Source organism: Staphylococcus saprophyticus subsp. saprophyticus ATCC 15305 = NCTC 7292 (genome assembly GCF_000010125.1).
GTDB lineage: Bacteria > Bacillota > Bacilli > Staphylococcales > Staphylococcaceae > Staphylococcus > Staphylococcus saprophyticus.
This window is the reverse complement of the sequence record NC_007350.1, coordinates 1056627-1077167: the sequence shown is the minus strand read 5'-3', so window position 1 is coordinate 1077167 and position 20541 is coordinate 1056627. Positions and strand designations below refer to the sequence as shown.

The window sequence follows — 20541 nt, the reverse complement described above, 5'->3', positions numbered from 1 at the left end:
ATCTAATATACGATTGTAACAGGTTATTTTTACAATAAAATATTTCTAATCTCACCTACATGATCGACAATATAATCAGCACCATAATCTACTAATTCATCACGTGCATGTATACCTTTCAAACCTGTTAACGGTCCGATAAATGTTGCTCCTATCTTTTTCGCACTCAATAAATCTGCTAAAGAATCGCCAACAACAAAGACTTCATCTTTGTCTACACGATTTTCTTGATTAGTAGCATAGTGTCTATATTTATCTTGATGGTTCCCTTCCAATGTCGCTAAATAGCTAAATGGATTAGGCTTACCTAAAGGCTTTAATTCTGGATATAAATCTTCTGCAATTAAAACTTCACTGGCAGTTACAATATGTACTTCATCAAAGTAAGACTTAATACCTATTGTTTCAAAGGGCACAATTGTTTCAGTTCTCGGTCTGCCAGTTGCTATGGCAATATGATAATTTGCCGACTTTAAATCTGCTAATAATTGCTTAATCTCTGATACAGGTCGTAACACGACTTCATTATATATATAGCCATGTTTAAAGTCAGACCGATTTTCTTTCTTTTCTATCTCGTTGAAAAGTTGATGTCCTAAATACCATTCTTGATAAACTTCTTGTGCAAGCATCCAGAACGGACTTTTCAGTTCAAATACGGCTGTTTTTGTCGTATTTAATTGTTCACTCGCATAATGTATTAAATCTTGATAAATATTTTCCTTACCTGCTGTTACACCATCTAGGAATGATAGTGGCAATGTAAAATCTAAAGAAACACTTTCAATTTTTTCACCTATCCACTGAAACGTCTCTTGTCCAAATTGATTAGAATCGAGCACGCGATTGACATCTTCAGAAGGCAATGTCTTACAAATTTCAATAAAATGGATTGCCAAAACGACAAACAACATATCCCAATTGGAATTTAAGCCTAACGATTTTAATTTAGTTAATATTTCATCATGATAAAAAACAATAGCTCTTATTTCAGAGATTTTTGCATCACTTAAATTTTCAAACTGTACAGTTGTATCTAAACCTATGTATGACTCACTCATCAGGATTTCATAAACAGTTAGTGCAGATACATCAAAACACCTTTCTTCACTTAAAAAAACACCATCAACATCAAATAATACCGACTTCATTATACCAACTCTCCTTTAATCAGAAAATTCTGATACTAGTATATCTTACTATCTTACTATGAAAAGAGCAATGTATTTTCAAGATAAATCATGTGAAAATAAAAGCGGTCAAAGATAAAATTTTTAAATTATTTAAATTTTTCCTTTTCCAATAATGAAGCGATTAAAAAGTCTGAGACAATGATGGATGTCTCAGACTTATCAAGCATTATATTTAATTTTCCATTTGTACTTCTATTTCATCAGCGATTTGCTGTACCTGCGTACCAATAATGACCTGTGTATTATGTTTACCACTTTGTGTAACACCTACAGCACCTGCGCCTTTAATTTTAGCTTCATCAATTGCGCTATTATCATGCAATTCCATTCGTAAACGTGTTGCACAGTTTGTTAATGACATAATATTTTCCTTGCCGCCAAGACCTTCTAAAATTTGTTTAGCTGGTTGCGAATATTTATTTGTCGATTTAGTTTGTGTTTCATTTTCATCAACATCACCTGTTGTAGCTTCATCTGATGTTGGATCAGGAAGTAAATTATCGCCACGTCCTGGTGTGTTTAATTTCAGTACTTTTATAGCAAGTCTAAATACAACATAATAAATAACAAAGAATACTAAGCCTTGTACAAGTAGCATATAAGGTTGATTAGATACTGGATTGATTAATGACAAGACATAGTCAATTAATCCTGCACTAAATGAAAATCCAGCTGTCCAGTGAAATAGTGCTGCTATAAACATAGATAAACCCGTTAATAATGCATGGATAACAAAAAGTATTGGTGCAACAAACATAAATGAAAATTCAATAGGTTCGGTAACACCTACAAAAAATGCTGAAATTGCGCCACCAAACATTAAACCATATACACGTTTTTTCTGTTTTGATTCTGCAGTATGATACATAGCTAAAGCTGCTGCTGGAATACCAAACATCATAACTGGGAAAAACCCAGCCATGTATCGTCCTGTAACACCATGAACTGCACCATCGCCAGTTTGGAATTTTGCAATATCATTTATACCTGCTAAATCAAACCAAAATACTGAGTTTAAAGCGTGATGTAAACCTGTCGGAATTAACAAACGGTTGAAGAAACCATACAAGAATGCACCTACAGGGCCTAAGTCTAAAATCCATGTCCCAAATATAACGATTGCTGAAAAAATGAACGGCCAAACAAATAACATGATTACAGCCAAAATAATACTAAAAAAAGCTGTTAAAATTGGTACTAATCGCTTACCACTAAAGAAGGATAAAGCTATTGGTAATTCTGTTTTACTGAATTTATTGTAGGTATATGCTGCAATTAAACCAATAATTAAGCCGATAAAAACATTTGAATTATTCATTTGTTCAAATGCTGCATCCACACCCGTCTCTTTAACCCCCAGTAACGGCGCCAATTTTTCTGGACTCAATACTACTGTCGTTAAAAAGAAACCTACAGCTGCCGCAAGTGCTACAGCCCCATCATTTTTCTTAGCCATACCTAATGCTACCCCAATAGCAAAGAGGATACCAAGTTGCTCAAGTATCGTAGAACCTGCAGAAGAAAAGAATGCAGCTACTGTCGGTAATATCCCCAATGCCAATAATGCGTTACCGATACCTATTATGATTGCTGCTGCTGGTAAAACTGCAACCGGTAGCATAAGAGATCTACCTAGTCTTTGAAAGAAACTAAACATAACAATTCCCCATTTCAAATAGTTAATTACATATAAAAACACCACATGCACAGTATAGTCCACGTGGTGTATGTAAACGATTTACTCGCTGTCATTGTACAATTACATAATAACACATAATTTAAAAATTACGTATAAAAATATAATAGTCTTACTATTTCAAAAAAATTGAATATTAATTATTATTTTTTACATAATCATTTAATTCCGATTGTAATTGTATTGTTTTTCTTTCTAATTCTTTTGTTAAATATTCTAGTTTTTCATTACGTTTCATTGTTTTTGGTAAATTTTTAGTTTCAATCGGTTCACCAAATTTAATAATGGCTTTCCCAGTAACTAAACCTTTGATTTTTTTAGGACCCACATATGCTGCTGGTAATATTGGGGCTTGCGCCATTAAAGCAATCGTTACTGCACCCCTTTTCATTGGTGCACCTTCATCATATTTCATACGATGCCCTGTTGGAAAAATACCAACTGTTTTATTTTCTTTTAATAACTTAATGGGTTTTTTTAGTGTACTCGGTCCCGGATTTTCTCTATCGACTGGAAACGCATTAAGAGAAGATAAAAACTTGCCAAACCATTTGTTATTAAACAATTCTTTCTTCGCCATATAATGAATTTGATTTGGATAAATTGCAGTTCCTAACATAATCACTTCATTATAGCTTTCATGAGTACATGTCACAACATATCTATGAAGTTGCGGAATATTTTCTTTTCCTTGAACTTCTAATGATTTACTTATTTTCAGTATGATCAATTCCAATAGACCACTTATAAATTTATACATCTTCGCACCTACTTCGTTTTGCTAATATTTACTTATTGATTTTATCACTTAGTCTTATTATGAACAAGGAGATTTATATTTCAGTCTAAAGTCGTATAGTGATATACTAGAAAAAGTTGTATAAAACTTTCATAATAGGATATAGAGTAATTATCGGAGGTAGCATATGTCAGAATTTAACAATGAAAATAATACAAATCAGCAACCAACACAAACGACTCAGCCATCAAAAAAGAGATTCAAACCTAAATTCCCGTGGTTTAAAACCATAATTGTTGCCTTAGTTGCAGGCATTATCGGTGCCTTAATTGTTCTAGGAGTGGGAAGACTTATGGAAAGCACGGTACTTGATAATGGTGGTTCCGATGTGAACGAAGCTTCTAATCATAATAGCGGTGGAAATACCTTAGATGGTAAAAGCGATAAATATGATTCAGTTAATCAAATGATTAATGACGTTTCCCCTGCTATTGTTGGTGTAATCAATATGCAGAAAGCACAAAATTTAAATGACCTTTTAAAAGGTAAATCAAATAAATCACAAGAAGCTGGCGTTGGCTCAGGTGTCATTTATCAAAAAAATAATGGTTCTGCTTATATTGTAACCAATAACCATGTCATTGATGGTGCGAGTGAGATTAAAGTACAATTGCATAATTCTAAACAAGTCGATGCTAAATTAATCGGTAAAGATGCGTTAACAGATATGGCCGTACTCAAAATAAATGATAGCAAAGGTACCAAAGCCATTGACTTTGCTAATTCTTCAAAAGTAAAAACCGGAGATAGTGTTTTTGCGATGGGTAACCCTTTAGGCTTAGAGTTTGCTAATTCTGTAACATCAGGCATTATCTCTGCGAGTGAACGTACGATTGACACACAAACATCCGCTGGATCTAATAAAGTAAATGTACTTCAAACTGATGCGGCAATTAACCCTGGTAATTCAGGTGGTGCATTGGTAGATATCAACGGTAACCTTGTTGGTATTAATTCGATGAAGATTGCAAGTGAACAAGTTGAAGGTATCGGCTTTGCAATACCTAGTAACGAAGTAAAAGTAACTATTAAAGAACTTGTAGAAAATGGTAAAATAGAACGTCCTTCTATCGGCATTGGTTTACTTAACGTAAGTGAAATTCCAGAACAGTATAAAGACCAACTGAAAACGTCACGTAAAGATGGCGTATATATCGCTAAAGTTGAAGGAAACAATGGTCTTAAAGAAGGAGACATCATTACACAAATTGATGACAAAAAAGTGAAAGAAGATACAGATGTTCGCTCCTATCTTTATGCAAATAAAAAACCCGGTGATACAGTGAATTTAACTGTAGAACGTAATGGTAAAGAACAAAATATAAAAGTAACATTAAAAGAACAAAAATCATCGAATAACAATGATAGTTCTGAAAGTGAAAGTTCGTCACCTTTTAATTAAATATAAGGTAAGCTATTTAAGTTAATATTTCATATTGGTTTTAAGTCTGGGACATCCATGAATGTCTCAGACTTTTCTTTATATATATTAGATACTAAATCTTAAAAATCTATCGTACTATCAAACTATTTTTAGCACTGCTTTTTAAAACTACTTTCACATTCATATGAATTAGTAGTTCTTTAAAACAGTGAGACTTTACTTTTTCCATTCATTCATCTACTACTCAATAGAAAAGATCGCCATCCCTTGAAACATTCATTCAAAGGATGGCGATCATGTTTAAATATGTTATTTGTAATTAACCATAAAGTATTTTTTCTTACCACGGCGAATAATCGTGAATTCATTTTCGATTTTATCTTCACTTGTAAGTTCATAATTTACATCTTGCTGTCTGATACCATTAATATAGATAGCACCATTGTTTACATCTTCTCGTGCTTGGCGTTTAGAAGATGAAATACCAGTCTCAACAATGACTTCAACAATATTTCTAGTTTCACTACTTAATTCTACTTGAGGTACATCTTTAAAGCCTTCTTTTAATTCTGAGGCAGATAGTGATTGTAAATCACCAGCAAATAGCGCTTGTGAAATACGAATAGCGTCATCTAATGCATCTTGACCATGTATAAAACGCGTTACATTTTCTGCTAAAGCCTTTTGCGCTTCACGTAAATGTGGTGCTTCATTTAATGATTTTTCTAAAGCTTCAATTTCTTCTTGTTCTAAGAAAGTGAAGTATTTCAAGAATTTAATAACATCATCATCTGTCGTGTTAATCCAGAATTGGTAAAATTCATAAGGACTGGTTTTTGCTGCATCTAACCAAACAGCGCCCCCTTCAGTTTTACCAAACTTTTTGCCGTCTGATTTTACTACTAAAGGAATAGTAAGCCCATAAGCCTCTGTTTGACCGTACATGCGACGCATTAACTCTATACCACTTGTAATGTTACCCCATTGGTCTGAGCCACCTACTTGTACCTTACAATTGTACGTTCTATTAAGATGACCAAAATCAATCGCTTGTAAAATTGTATATGTGAATTCAGTATAAGAAATACCGTGCTCTAATCGTGTTTGAATAGAATCTTTACCTAACATGTAATTCACACCTACATGTTTACCATAATCACGTAAAAAGTCGATTAAAGAAATTTGTCCTAACCAATCTTTATTATTAACAAGTTTTGCACCTTTTTCAGTATCAAATTCAAATATTTTATGCATTTGTTTATTGATACCTTGTACGTTTGTTTCGACCTGTGCTTCAGTTTGTAAAGTACGTTCTTCAGATTTACCAGAAGGATCGCCAATCATACCTGTCCCACCACCAATTAATACAAGTGGGCGATGTCCATGCTCTTGAAAGCGGCGTAGTGTTAAAAATGGTAATAAATGACCGATATGCAAACTATCTGCTGTTGGATCTGCACCACAATATAATGTCACTTGCTCTTTGTTCAAGATGTTTTCTATTCCAGACTCATCTGTTTGTTGATAGATTAAACCTCTCCATTTTAAATCTTCTAATAGTGCGTTTGTCATTGTATCAACCTCCTGTATTAATTAAGATATCGCTTTGAATAAAAGTTCGAGTTAAGTAGTATGTGTTAAATTGCAACATATATAGATTTCTAAAAAAATAGAAAAACGCCCTTACAAATTAATGTAAGGGCGCATGCGCACGGTACCACCATACTTTAAGTCAAATAACTTTATTAATGATACGTTCATTAACTAAAACGTTTGGATTCATTAAAAACTTAAGGTGTATTCACAAATTATGTAACATTAGTTCACAGCAACCACTAACTCTCTTTAGTTTACACAAAACGCTACTTCTCCTCTATCCAAAAACGATATCGAATTGATACTTATTATAATTAACTATAATTTAAAAGTCAATAACATAAATTGTGTTATAATGTTGCTTAAATAAGGAGGCAACATATGACGCACCAAAAAGTTGAAAATAATTTACAACATCAACCGCAAATATCAAAGTATGAAAAATTTGAAATCATTTACAAAAAACTCAAACATATTTTTATTGGTTTTTTTACGATTCTTACATGTACCTTAATCATACTATTAGCCATTACTGTATTTTATTTTCAAAGCATCACTAAAGAATCAGAACACATATCTGATAATACACTAAGATTGAAATTGCTTAATATTCCCGGTACTCAGGATATTAACTATAGTAATCAACATATCCTTTCCGAATATAACCAATCATTAAACCCATTAATAGTGGGTCCTAAAAATGTTAATAAAAATATAATTAAAGCATTAACAGCTTCCGAAGATAGCTTATTTTATAGACATAATGGTATTTTACCTAAAGCATTACTGCGAGCAGTTGGACAGGATTTATTTAATACCGATGCAGCAACGGGCGGCAGTACAATTACTCAACAATTAGTAAAGAATCAAGTCTTAACCAACGAAAAAACTTATGATCGAAAAGCAAATGAGCTTGTGTTGTCTATGCGCGCTGAAAACTTACTAACAAAAGATGAAATTATATATACATATTTAAACATTGTACCTTTTGGTCGTGATTATAATGGAGCTAATATATCTGGTATTTCATCAGCTTCCTATAGTTTGTTTGGAAAGCCACCTTCAGAAGTTAATATTGCTGAATCTGCATACCTCATTGGTTTATTACAAAGTCCTTATTATTACACACCTTATCAAGAAGATGGTGTCCTCAAACCAGATGATCAAATTCAAATAGGCATCAATAGACAACATTATGTATTAAAACGTATGTTAGTTGAAAAGAAAATAACACAGCATGAATTTAATCAATCAGAAAAATTTGATATCAAAAAGCATTTAATGACAAAATAAATACATAAAAATCGCTATAAAATAATCTGTATCAGTTAATTATTTCATAGCGATTTTTTATAGTTTTAGATTAGAGTCATATCTATGCCTACGAAATTTTAAAGTAGTATGTGACTTTTAACATCGTAAGCGTATAGACAATAAATTAAGAAAGCAACCTAATGCGCGAGCACATTAGATTGCCATTATAGCTAATAAAAATGTCTGTTAACAACATTTCATTGTGCCGTTAAACTATTAGAATAAACCTACTGCATGTCCATCATCTGTAACATCCATATTTAATGCTGCTGGTTTTTTAGGTAAACCTGGCATTGTCATAATTGCACCTGTTAAAGCAACAATAAATCCTGCACCTGTTTTTGCTTCTAATTCACGAATAGTAATTTCAAAACCTTCTGGTGCACCTAACTCTGTAGCATCATCCGTAAATGAATATTGTGTCTTAGCCATACAAATAGGATAGTTATCCCAACCATTTTCTTTAAATTGTTTTAATTGTTTCTGAGCTTTACTACTAAATGCAACTTTGGCACCACCATAAATTTCTTTTACAATGGTTTCAATTTTATCTTCTAACGGTTGTTCTAATTCATATAAATGTTTGAAATCTTGTGGTTGATCGATGACTTCTAAGACTTCGTTAGCTAAATCGATACCACCTTTACCGCCTTTTTCCCAAACTTCTGTTAGAGCTAAACGCACGCCATTTTCTTTGGCCCACTGTTCAACAAATTCAGTTTCTGCTTCTGTATCATGTACAAACGCATTTAATGCAACTACCGGTTCTAAGCCATATTTTTTAACGTTTTCACATGGCGTTCTAAATTTACGATACCTTGTTTTAATGCGTCTACGTTCTCTTCTTTTAAGTTATCTTTAGCTATACCACCATGCATTTTAATAGCACGAATTGTTGCAACGACAACTACGGCAGATGGTTCAAAACCTGCTTCACGCGCTTTGATATCAATGAATTTTTCTGCACCTAAGTCAGATCCAAAGCCAGCCTCTGTAACTACAATATCTGCTAAATCTCTAGCTGTCTCTGTAGCTAAGATTGAATTACAACCATGTGCAATGTTGGCAAATGGGCCACCATGTACTAATGCAGGTGTTCCCTCAATTGTTTGTACCAAGTTCGGTTTCATCGCATCTTTTAAAATCATCGCTAACGCACCTTCAACTTTTAGGTCAGCAACGGTTACTGGCTTACGACTACGTGTATAACCGATTGTAATATTACTTATTTTAGATTTTAAGTCGTTTATGTCGTTAGCTAGGCATAAAATGGCCATTATTTCTGAAGCGACCGTGATATTGAAACCATCTTCACGTGGTACACCTTGTGTAGGACCACCTAGTCCAACAATCACATTACGTAACGCACGGTCATTCATATCTAATACACGTTTCCACTCGATACGTCTTTGATCAATCTCCAATTCATTTCCCTGATGAATATGATTATCGATAAATGCAGATAATGCGTTATTCGCTGTAGTAATCGCATGGAAGTCACCATTAAAGTGTAAATTAATGTCTTCCATAGGTAATACTTGTGCATAACCACCACCAGTGGCACCACCTTTGATACCGAATGTTGGCCCTAATGCTGGTTCACGAAGTGCGACCATTACTTTTTTCTTAAGTTGATTGAATGCATCTGCTAAACCAACCGTAACAGTTGATTTACCTTCACCAGCAGGCGTAGGACTCATAGCAGTAACTAACACTACTTTACCTTTGCCATTATTCTGTTGTACCTGATTAATATCAATCTTCGCTTTATAATGTCCATAAGGTTCTAGTGCATCTGAAGGAATTCCCGCCTTCTCAGCAATTTCTCCTATCGGTTTTAATATTGATTGATTTGCAATATCTAAATCAGATAAATGTGCCAAATTCATTCGCCCCTTCTTAAAATAAATTTTTAAATCAATAATCTTTATATGCTAGTGATATATACTACTGATAAAAAATAATTCCTTACATAGTTAATTTTAACCAACTTAAATAGCATTGTCGACAAATAGAGATAGCGCTTTCAAATTTATATGTGTAAAATTGTAAATTTAAACTAAAAACATATACTTATATTGTACTATCACACCATATGTCGCTATGAGTTTTAATTCATTAATCATGGTAACTTACTTTACTTAGATATCGTAGTTTATCATAATGCTTAATACATCTGCTTTCTATAAATTTTTTTCAGTACTTCCATTTATGTAAATGAAGAAACTAAAAATTTTAAATTGCAGTGCTAATTACTTTAAATCACTATCTTGAATCAATTAACGACTTATTGTTAATAGGCTAAATATTGCTAAGTTGTTATTATTTTAAATTAATAAAAGCTATACCCTTTAAATGTTTAAGGATATAGCTTTTGTTTCATTTTAATCATTTATACAATTGTATTTGATAGCTACGATAATAAATTAAATATGATTTCACTTTAGCATGTAAATTCAACTCGTCTTTTATCGTTTATACTAGTCTTCCATAGTACTTAAATCGCCTTCTGGCAGATCTAATTCCCATGCTTTTAATACGCGACGCATGATTTTACCCGAACGTGTTTTTGGTAATTTTTCTTTAAATTCGATTTCTCTTGGTGCAGCATGTGCCGCTAAGCCTTCTTTTACAAACTTACGAATTTCTTCTTTAAGTTCATCTGATTCTTGATAATCAGGTCGTAACGCCACAAATGCTTTGATAATTTCACCACGAATTGGATCTGGCTTACCAATTACACCCGCTTCAGCTACTGCTTCATGTTCAACCAATTTAGACTCAACTTCAAATGGGCCAACACGTTCACCAGCTGTCATAATCACATCATCAACACGGCCTTGGAACCAATAATAGCCATCTTCATCTTTATATGCAGAGTCGCCTGATACATACCAATCTCCAATGAAATAAGAATCATATTTCTCTGGATTTTTCCAAATGGACACCATCATAGATGGCCAACCTTTTTTAATCGCTAGATTACCCATACGATTCGCTGGTAATTCATTACCTTGATCATCAATGATTGCTGCTTCTACCCCTGGTAAAGGTTTACCCATTGAGCCTAATTTTACATCCATAGAAGGATAATTGACGATCATATGACCACCAGTTTCTGTCATCCACCACGTATCGAGTACACGTTTGCCAAAGACATCTTTTGCCCATTTAATGACCTCTGGATTTAAAGGTTCGCCAACAGATAAAATACTCTTGATTGAAGAAAGATCATATTTTTCAACTACATCATCCCCTGCACTCATTAACATTCTAAGTGCTGTAGGTGCTGTATACCAAATGGTAACTTTAAATTCTTCAATCATACTGTACCAAGCCTCTGGTGAAAATCTTCCACCAGCAATACAGTTTGTTACACCACTTAACCAAGGACTAAAGATACCATATGATGTTCCTGTGACCCAACCAGGATCTGCAGTACACCAATAAACATCATCCTCTTTAAAATCTAATACATACTTACCTGATATATAATGTAAGAGCATTGCTCTTTGTGCATGTAAAACACCTTTAGGTTGTCCGGTAGAACCAGAAGTATAGTGAAGTATCAAACCGTCATCCATTGTTAACCATTCTGTATCAAATGACTCACTTGCTTGTTGGAATTCACTATTAAAATCGACATAGTTTTCATCAACGGTTTCGTCTACGACAACAATTGTTTCTAAATGAGGTAGATTTTCTTTAGGAATTCTAGGAAGTAACGCATTCGTTGTAATAATTACTTTTGCTTCACTATTTTGTAAACGATCGCCAACCGCTTTTTCCATAAATGCTTCAAATAGAGGTCCAACAATTGCACCTATTTTCAAAGTTCCAAACAACGCAAAATAGAGTTCTGGTGTTCTCGGCATAAATACAAAAACACGATCTCCTTTTTCAACATTTGCTTTTTCTTTTAAAACATTCGCAGCTTTATTTGAATTGATTTTCATTTCTTCAAAAGTATAACTTTCTTTACGTTTATCATCTTTATAATGTAAGGCAATTTTATCCCCTTTGCCTTCGTCCACATGACGATCTATACATTCATGTGCCATATTAACATTGCCAGATTCGTACCATGAAAATGATTTTTCTACATCTTTCCAGTTAAAATGATTGTATTCTTTTTCATAGTCTTGAAGGTTAAAATCTCCACTTTCACCTTTATAAACTTCTACTTTCATTTTAAATCCCCCTCTGAATGAAATCGCTTGCTTAAAAATTATTATAACGAATGTTATCGGAATTTTCAAAATAATAAGTGTAAGCGTATTTATTTATATGTTATTTTTCCTCTTTTTAACTTATAATGTAGATAACAAACTTGTTGACTATATTATATGCGGTAGTTTGGAGTGAAAAAATGAAACATATCAAAACATATCAATCTCAAACCTATCACTTAAATGAAGGTGATTTTATAATAGAAGGTCCTGTACCACTTTCTTCACTCGATACGATGACGTTTGATGATGGTTTATATGCATTTCGACCACCTAAAGATCAATTTGAGGCAATAAAAGAAATCAGTGAACTAGAAGAAGGTCGTATCTATGTCTTACATGAAGCACAACATATCATCGGTTATGTGACTTATCACTATCCAGATCCACTCGAACGTTGGTCTAGTGGCAATCTAGATTATTTAATCGAACTTGGTGCTATTGAAATCAGTTTGCCTTATCGACATTTACATTTAGGAAGTGAACTTATCAAATTAAGCTTAAAAGCAGATGAATATGAAGATTATATCGTATTAACTACAGAATATTACTGGCACTGGGATTTAAAAAATTCTGGTCTCGACGTATATGAATATAAAAAACTAATGCAAAAACTAATGGGTTATGGGGGCCTTGAAATTTTTGCTACTGATGACCCTGAAATTACAAGTCATCCTGCAAATTGTTTAATGGCAAGAATTGGTTCACGTATTTCAATCAATCAATTACAAGAATTTGATAATATCAGATTTATGAATCGCTTTTTCTTTTAAAGGGGAGAAATTTATGAGTAATATGCAACAAACTACGGGCTATGTATACGCAAATGAATTACTTCAATATCGTTTCAGCAATGATCATCCTTTTAATCAAATGAGATTAAAACTAACTACAGAATTATTGTTAGATCTAGGCAGTTTAAAGCCTGAACACATCATAACACCGAGAATCGCAACAGATGAGGAATTATCACTAATACATTCTTATGACTACATACAAGCCATTAGACGTGCGTCCCATGGTATTTTAAATTTACAAGAAGCTAAAAAATATGGCTTAGATGGTGATGATACATTGCAATTTAGACGGATGCACCAACATAGCGCTAGAATTGTTGGTGGTGCGTTAAATTTAGCTGATGCTATCATGGATAAAAGCGTTAAAAATGGTTGTCATCTCGGAGGTGGCTTACATCATAGTCTACCAGGTCGTGCAAATGGATTTTGTATATATAACGATGTGGCTATCACTATTGCTTACTTGATTAAACACTATAATCAACGTGTATTATGTATAGACACAGATGCACATCATGGTGATGGTACACAGTGGAGTTTTTACACTGAAGACCAAGCTTTAATTTATTCGATCCATGAAACAGGCAAATTTCTATTTCCTGGATCTGGACATTACACAGAACGTGGTAATGAGCAAGGTTTCGGCTATACAGTTAATATTCCTTTAGAACCATACACAGAAGATAGCTCTTATTTAGAGGTATTTAAGCAAACGATTGAACCTATTATTGCTTCTTTCAAACCAGATATCATTGTTAGTGTTCATGGTGTGGATGTGCATTATTTGGACCCACTAACACACATGAGTTGTACATTAAACACACTTTACCAAATTCCTTATATCATTAAATCTTTGGCTGATACATATACAAATGGCAAAGTCATGATGTTTGGTGGTGGCGGTTATAACATTTGGAAAGTAGTGCCAAGAGCTTGGTCACACGTATTCCTAGCGCTTATAGAAGCACCACCACCACAAGGTCAATTACCCTCACAATGGCTTGAAAAATGGCAACCTTATGCTACCTGTACTTTACCAAAGCACTGGCAGGATGATAAAGAAAATTACATCGATATACCTAGAGAGGAAGAAATTACAGCTACCAATTTAAAACATGCACAACAGGTAATTAGTTGGTTTAAATAGTAAGATTTATAGTTAAAATAATAATTTGAACAACTTGGTCATTTTGAAGAAATCCGCCTAAAACATTGTATGTTAAAAATTTTAGAAGCATTTACTGTTAAGCTTAGATTCATCACCCTACTATGGGTGAAAAATACATGTTCACACCGTATCCCAGATATACATGACCTTTCAAAATATAATAAATACAAAAAAGCTCATCTTCAATATGTACTAGCTCAGAGTATAAATTAAAGCCTACACAATAATTTGTGTAGGCTTTAATTTATATATTTGCTTTAAAACGCATTGACGATTTATTTCGTCGTCCCTCTATATTCAATTCTATGTGGAAGAATAACATTCGGTTCATCAATTTCTTCTTCATTCATATATTTAGTTAATAATCTCATACCTACTGCCCCAATGTCATATAAAGGTTGAATAACACTTGAAAGTTGTGGTCTTACCATCTCAACTAATCTTGTGTTGTTAAAACTAATGATTTGTACATCCTCTGGAACGTTCACACCTTCATCTTGTGCTGCATGTACAAGACCAATAGCTTGTTCATCACTGATTGACAAAATCGCATCTGGTTTTCCAGATTTTAATGATTCAAATGCGCGTAGCCCATCTTTGTAAGTTTCATTGCCATTAAAAATAAGTTCATTTTTTAATTCAAGATGATTTGAATCTAAAACCTCTTTTAGCCCAGTCAATACATCTTCTTGTGCTTTTTTGGAATAATCGCCACCGACAAACGCAAATGTTTTAGCACCTTTTTCAATCAATTCAGTAGTAATTTCTTTTGCTGCTGTTTTGAAATCAATATTAACTGATGAAATACCTTCATCTTTACCATTTGTTCCTGAAACTACAACTGGAACAGATGATTTATTAATAAGTTCTTTAATTTCTTCTGAAATAGTACCACCTAAGAAGATAATACCATCTACTTGTTTACTAAGTAGATTATTGAAAATTTCTTTTTCTTTATTTGGATCGTTATCTGAATTAGAAATAATAGAATGATATTTATACATTGTTGCAATATCTTCTAATCCACGAGCCAATTGTGAATAATAAACATTTGAAATATCTGGTATGATTACGCCAACTGTTGTTGTACGTTTACTTGCTAATCCTCTTGCCACTGCATTCGGACGATAATTTAATTTTTTGATAACATCGTTAACCTTATCACGTGTTTCCGGCTTAACATTCTGATTTCCATTGACAACACGTGAAACAGTTGCCATAGAAACGCGAGCTTCACGAGCTACATCATATATTGTTACAGTCATATTTTCCTCCTTGAAAACGATTTCTTTATCATTGTAACTTGTTTTCATAATATTTTCAAAGTTTACCATATTTTTGCTCATTGTAAAATCATTTTGTTTTTAAAATTCATAAATAATTCAATTCATATGATATGAACGTCTATTTATCTTTAATCGATTTTTATAACTTAATGAATGATACGTCATTTCATACGCTTTTTATTAAAAATAAACCAATTATTAATAAATGTTTTTAAAATAAAAAACCTTATAATCCATACTAACTAAATAGTTAGGATTATAAGGCATTCATTTTAATTAACGTAATACTTTATTTAAGTTGTTTATTATTATACATATCAGCTAATGGTTTAAGTTCTTTATAGAACGCATCAAATTCATTGAAATCCATTTGTTGTCCACTATCACTTAATGCTACAGATGGATCAGGGTGAACCTCAGCCATAATACCATCTGCACCAACAGCTAATCCTGCTTTTGCAGTAGGTAGCATAATATCTTTACGACCAGTGCTATGTGTAACATCTACCATAACTGGTAAGTGTGTGCCTTGTTTTAAAATTGGCACTGCAGAAATATCTAACGTGTTTCTAGTTGCTTTTTCATAAGTACGGATACCACGTTCACATAAAATGATATTTTCATTACCTTGTGATGCGATATATTCAGCTGCAAAAATAAATTCTTCAATCGTTGCTGATAAACCACGTTTTAATAATACAGGTTTATTTGAACGACCAGCTTCTTTTAATAATTCAAAGTTTTGCATATTACGTGCACCAATTTGGAATACATCTAAATATTGATCAGCAACTTCAAAGTCTGCTGGGTTTACAATTTCACTTACAACGTTTAAACCATATTTATCTTTCGTATTTTTAAGTATTTTAAGCCCTTCGACACCTAAGCCTTGGAAATCATACGGTGATGTACGAGGTTTAAATGCGCCACCTCTAATGAATTTCTCACCTCTCGCTTGTAAATTAGCTGCGACTGCATCGACTTGTTCCTGTGATTCAACTGAACATGGACCAAATACAAATGATTTGTTGCCATCTCCAATGATGCCTCCGTTGTCAAATTGAACGATTGTATCTTCTGGTTTTAATTTTCTCGATACATATAAATGTTTTTCATTTTCAGATTTTTGTAAATCAGTAGAGGCTTTAAAAATTTCTTTGAATAGTTGTTTAATCACATTGTCATTAAATGGACCTTCATTTTGATCTAATAACTGATTAATCATTTCTTTTTCGCGTTGTGGGTCGTAAACAAGTGTACCTTGTTTGCGTTTTTCTTCACCAATTTTTTGTGCTATCTTACCTCTTTTAGATAAAAGACCTAAGATTTTTTCATTAATTTCAACTATCTCATCTCTGTATTCTTGTAATTTGTCTGTCATTTTATTCACCTCTATGAAAAATTTTAAAACCAATATTTTATTCTGCTTTAAAGCGATAAAATATATGTTAAAGGTTATTCTAACAATAACTCCTTATAAGTTCAAGTAAGGATTATTAAAAATTCACTTAAAAAGTGAATAACATTAATGATAACTAAATTTTCAGTCATTTTCTAGTTATATTTTACACTATTACTTCTTTTTTATAAATTTTATAGATAAATTTACAAATTCCTTGTTCATGATATGCTTCAAATTCATAAGACATGTCATATTTAATCAACGATACGCTTTACATGATGTTCTATTAAGCAAATAGATATGTATCAAATAATACTACATAAAAAAAGAATCGAACAAAGCGTCCGATTCTTTTTATTAAATATTTTTAATCATTAAATGTTCTTTTATCAATCTTACTTTTTGCTTTTTCTGTTTTTTTCGTTTGTGGTCTGTTTTTTGAATATGTTGCTTCAGATTCAGTAGTACTTTCATTTGTCAAAGTACTTGCGTCTTTTGTAGATGATAGGTTATCTGCAGATTCTGAATCATCATGATTAATGATACCATCATTTTTTGAATCTGAATTTGTAGCAGTTGTTGCTGATTGCGTTTGACCAGAAGCATTTTCATGAACGATGATACCATCTTTAAATGCAACTTGTTTGTGTGTTTGTTTTACTCTTTGGTCTGCGGCTTCTGGTTTAACTTTTGTATCATTTTTTTTATTATCGCCTTGTTCTACTTTATCTGTAGTAGATTCAACAGCACTTTCAACCTTTGGCGTAACCAAATTAGGTACAACTTTATGTTTTGTCTGTGCTGGAGCTTCTGGCTTAAGTAAATTAGCTGTGTTTTCTGCAACAGAAGTATTGTCATCTAATGCTTTATTTTTATTTTTAGCCGCTAATGCTAAACTTGACGCAGTTACCACACCTGCGATTGCCCCTTGCTTACTATCATCTGTTTCATCGCTTTGAGTAACCAAATTCGGCGTTTTATTATTCGTGTTAGTGTTAGCAGGCGCTTCTTCTTTTAAAAGATTAGCTGTGTTTTCTGCAACTTGATTATCTTCATTTAACGCTTCATTTTTATCATGTGCTGCTTTAGCTAATCCACTCGCTGCAACTGCACCACCAGCTGCTGTACCTGCAGTAACTGCATTGCTATTTGAGTTTTCACCATCTATATTCGCATCACTTGTTTCTGTTTCTTCTTTAATTGCATTTTGTTGTGCATTAATTTCACTTTCACTTGGTTCTGCATTTGGATCTATATGTGCTAAACTGTCATCTGATTGATTTGCATCTTCACTAGTTGTCACTTCCCGTTGTTCTTGGGCATCCGGTGACATATTAGCTAAATTATTATCAGAAGTTTCTTGTTGAATCGCTACGCGTTGCGCAGATAATTCTGCATCGGTTACTTCTGTATTTTTATTTTGCGCGTCATCAATAGTTGATTTAATTTCATTTACTTTATCGTCAGCTTCTTGACGTTCTAATTCGGACTGCTCAATAATGCTAGATTTAAATTGATTGTCTTGTTTTGGAATAGATTTATTCGTTGCTCTCGACTTACTAATGGATACTAAACCAACAGCGGAACCTATAACAGCACCTACAATAAATCCATATACAAATTCATTTCTGGCACCTTTTGTAAAATATTCTGGCACTTCGTAACTTTCTAAATTTCTTTCATAATTATCACGGTTATAATACTTCATTGTCCAATGCCCCCTATAACAAATGCACTTAAATAAGTTTCAAACCTCATTTAAGTGCATTTGTTTTTTAATATATGAATTATTTGTTATCTACACGTGTAGTATAGCTATGATTCGTTTCATTTGCTACACTGCTCGTTTTGTAATTTGCACTATCTCTACGATTTCTTCTATTTTGCCATTTATCAGCAACTTCCATTGCTACATTTGACCATTGTACTACTTGAGAAATTTTATCTTCATTTTGAGAAATATTGTGCGTAATTGAGTTTGTCACTCTATCAACAGAACCATTTAAAGTTTGTACAGAATCACCGATACCTTTAACAGCATCAACTACTGAATTTAAACGATCTGATTTGTCTTGAATATCTTCAGTTAAGCGGTTCGCTTTATGAAGTAAATCTGTAGATTCACGCGTAATACCTTGAACCTGTCCTTCGACACCATCAAGTGTTTTTGCTACGTGATCTAAATTTTTCTTAACTGAAAGTAATACCACAACGATACCAATTACTAATATTAGAAATGCAACCGCTGCAATAATTCCAGCTATAGGTAAAATCCATTCCATTTAAAACGCCTCCTATTAATCATATGTTGTTATTTAATATAAATACCCCCATCATTTTAACATAAACATATTAAAATGGAGAAGTAACACCTATTTTTTCCATGTATGCACGTTGAATTTTTTGAATATCTCCTGCACCCATAAATAAAATAACAGCATCACTATATTGTTCAAGCGCATTTACACTTTCCTCATCAATCAATGTTGCACCATCAATTCTTTGAACTAAATCTTGAATCGTTAAGTTACCGCTATTTTCTCTTATCGAACCAAAAATTTCACATAAAAATGTTTTATCGGCTAAACTTAAACATTCTGCAAATTCGCCCAAGAATGCTTGTGTTCTACTAAATGTATGAGGTTGAAACACTGCGATAACATCTTTGTTAGGATATTTTTTTCTCGCTGTCTCAATTGTAGCACTAATTTCTCTAGGATGGTGTGCATAATCATCAACTAATACTTGATTTCCTACTTTTGTTTCATTGAATCTACGTTTCACGCCACCAAAAGTCTCTAATGCTTCTTTAATATTATCGATATTTAAACTTTCTAAGTAACTAATCGTAATAACCGATAAGGCATTTAATATATTATGATCGCCAAATTGTGGTGAAAGGAAAGTATCAAAATATTCACCTTTAAAATATACATCAAATTTTGTACCTTTTTCACTTATCTCTAAATTATCTGCATAAACGTCATCTTTATTTGAAAATCCATAATAATAAACAGGTACGTCTGCTTCAATTTTACGCAAGTGTGTATCATCACCCCAAGCAATAATCGCTTTTTTAACGTTATGCGCCATTTCTTGGAAAGCATTAAATACATCATCAACGTCTTTGAAATAATCTGGATGATCAAAATCTATATTGGTCATAATGGCATAGTCTGGATGATAGCTTAAAAAGTGTCTACGATATTCACATGCTTCAAACGCAAAGTAATCACTTGCTGGTATGCCAAGTCCAGTTCCATCGCCAATTAAGAAAGATGTTTTCTTATCACCATTCATTACGTGTGATAATAAACCAGTTGTCGAAGTTTTACCATGTGCACCAGTTACGGCGACTGACGTATATTGGTTAATAATATGACCTAAGAAGTCATGGTAGCGAATAACTTCAAGTTTTAATTCATGTGCTTTCACAACTTCTTCATGCGTATCCGGGAATGCGTTTCCTTGTACGACTACCATATCTGATTGAATATTATTCGCATCAAATGGCAGTATTTTAATACCATTGTTTTTTAATGCCACTTCTGTAAAAACATAATTTTTAATATCTGAACCTTGTACTTCGTTTCCAAGATCATGCATTATTTGTGCTAATGAACTCATACCGGCACCTTTTATACCGACAAAATGATAATGTGTCATTGTAACACTCC

At 32.9% G+C, this 20541-nt stretch carries 14 protein-coding genes and 1 pseudogene; 4 read left to right on the top strand and 11 right to left on the bottom strand.

What is annotated here, in order from left to right; all coding sequences use genetic code 11:
- Positions 1–29: 29 nt before the first annotated feature.
- The 3 genes from SSP_RS05320 to SSP_RS05310 form a co-directional block, all read right to left on the bottom strand.
- Positions 30–1151, bottom strand: coding sequence for an HAD family hydrolase (locus SSP_RS05320; protein WP_011302883.1), 1122 nt, complete (start codon positions 1149–1151; stop codon positions 30–32).
- Positions 1152–1365: 214 nt separating this feature from the next.
- The gene (nagE, locus tag SSP_RS05315) at positions 1366–2850 is read right to left on the bottom strand and encodes an N-acetylglucosamine-specific PTS transporter subunit IIBC (protein ID WP_011302882.1); all 1485 of its coding nucleotides are present in this window, start codon (positions 2848–2850) and stop codon (positions 1366–1368) included.
- 175 nt (positions 2851–3025) lie between these two features.
- Complete coding sequence (locus SSP_RS05310) at positions 3026–3649, bottom strand: lysophospholipid acyltransferase family protein (RefSeq protein ID WP_011302881.1); 624 nt, start codon at positions 3647–3649, stop codon at positions 3026–3028.
- A 166-nt stretch (positions 3650–3815) separates the two neighbouring features.
- On the opposite strand from SSP_RS05310, the gene SSP_RS05305 reads away from it, so the two are divergent.
- On the top strand, positions 3816–5090 hold the full coding sequence (locus SSP_RS05305; protein ID WP_011302880.1) for a S1C family serine protease: 1275 nt from the start codon (positions 3816–3818) through the stop codon (positions 5088–5090).
- 291 nt (positions 5091–5381) lie between these two features.
- Here SSP_RS05305 and tyrS read toward each other — a convergent pair whose 3' ends face one another.
- On the bottom strand, positions 5382–6644 hold the full coding sequence (gene tyrS, locus SSP_RS05300) for a tyrosine--tRNA ligase (RefSeq protein WP_011302879.1): 1263 nt from the start codon (positions 6642–6644) through the stop codon (positions 5382–5384).
- A 405-nt stretch (positions 6645–7049) separates the two neighbouring features.
- Here tyrS and SSP_RS05295 point away from each other — a divergent pair, with 405 nt between their 5' ends.
- Positions 7050–7961, top strand: a complete 912-nt coding sequence (locus SSP_RS05295; RefSeq protein WP_011302878.1) for a biosynthetic peptidoglycan transglycosylase — start codon at positions 7050–7052, stop codon at positions 7959–7961.
- A gap of 237 nt (positions 7962–8198) precedes the next feature.
- Here the strand turns inward: SSP_RS05295 and SSP_RS05290 are convergent.
- Together SSP_RS05290 and acsA are read right to left on the bottom strand one after the other, a co-directional pair.
- Positions 8199–9871 (bottom strand): annotated as a pseudogene (locus SSP_RS05290) (formate--tetrahydrofolate ligase).
- Positions 9872–10462: 591 nt separating this feature from the next.
- Positions 10463–12172 (bottom strand): acetate--CoA ligase, encoded by a 1710-nt coding sequence (acsA, locus tag SSP_RS05285; RefSeq protein WP_011302875.1) that lies wholly within the window; start codon positions 12170–12172, stop codon positions 10463–10465.
- A 179-nt stretch (positions 12173–12351) separates the two neighbouring features.
- Here acsA and SSP_RS05280 point away from each other — a divergent pair, with 179 nt between their 5' ends.
- Both SSP_RS05280 and SSP_RS05275 read left to right on the top strand, forming a co-directional pair.
- The gene (locus tag SSP_RS05280; RefSeq protein WP_002483009.1) at positions 12352–12984 is read left to right on the top strand and encodes a hypothetical protein; all 633 of its coding nucleotides are present in this window, start codon (positions 12352–12354) and stop codon (positions 12982–12984) included.
- Positions 12985–12997: 13 nt separating this feature from the next.
- Positions 12998–14155: an acetoin utilization protein AcuC gene (locus tag SSP_RS05275; protein WP_011302874.1), complete on the top strand. Its 1158-nt coding sequence runs from the start codon at positions 12998–13000 to the stop codon at positions 14153–14155.
- A 296-nt stretch (positions 14156–14451) separates the two neighbouring features.
- Here the strand turns inward: SSP_RS05275 and ccpA are convergent, their stop codons facing one another.
- The 5 genes from ccpA to murC form a co-directional block, all read right to left on the bottom strand.
- Positions 14452–15441 (bottom strand): catabolite control protein A, encoded by a 990-nt coding sequence (ccpA, locus tag SSP_RS05270; RefSeq protein ID WP_002483007.1) that lies wholly within the window; start codon positions 15439–15441, stop codon positions 14452–14454.
- A gap of 310 nt (positions 15442–15751) precedes the next feature.
- Positions 15752–16843, bottom strand: coding sequence for a bifunctional 3-deoxy-7-phosphoheptulonate synthase/chorismate mutase (locus SSP_RS05265; RefSeq protein ID WP_011302873.1), 1092 nt, complete (start codon positions 16841–16843; stop codon positions 15752–15754).
- Positions 16844–17231: 388 nt separating this feature from the next.
- On the bottom strand, positions 17232–18572 hold the full coding sequence (locus SSP_RS05260) for a YtxH domain-containing protein (protein ID WP_011302872.1): 1341 nt from the start codon (positions 18570–18572) through the stop codon (positions 17232–17234).
- Positions 18573–18651: 79 nt separating this feature from the next.
- A complete protein-coding gene (locus SSP_RS05255) occupies positions 18652–19146 on the bottom strand; it encodes a DUF948 domain-containing protein (RefSeq protein ID WP_011302871.1) in 495 nt (164 codons plus the stop codon).
- Between the two features lie 70 nt (positions 19147–19216).
- On the bottom strand, positions 19217–20530 hold the full coding sequence (murC, locus tag SSP_RS05250) for a UDP-N-acetylmuramate--L-alanine ligase (RefSeq protein WP_011302870.1): 1314 nt from the start codon (positions 20528–20530) through the stop codon (positions 19217–19219).
- Positions 20531–20541: the final 11 nt, after the last annotated feature.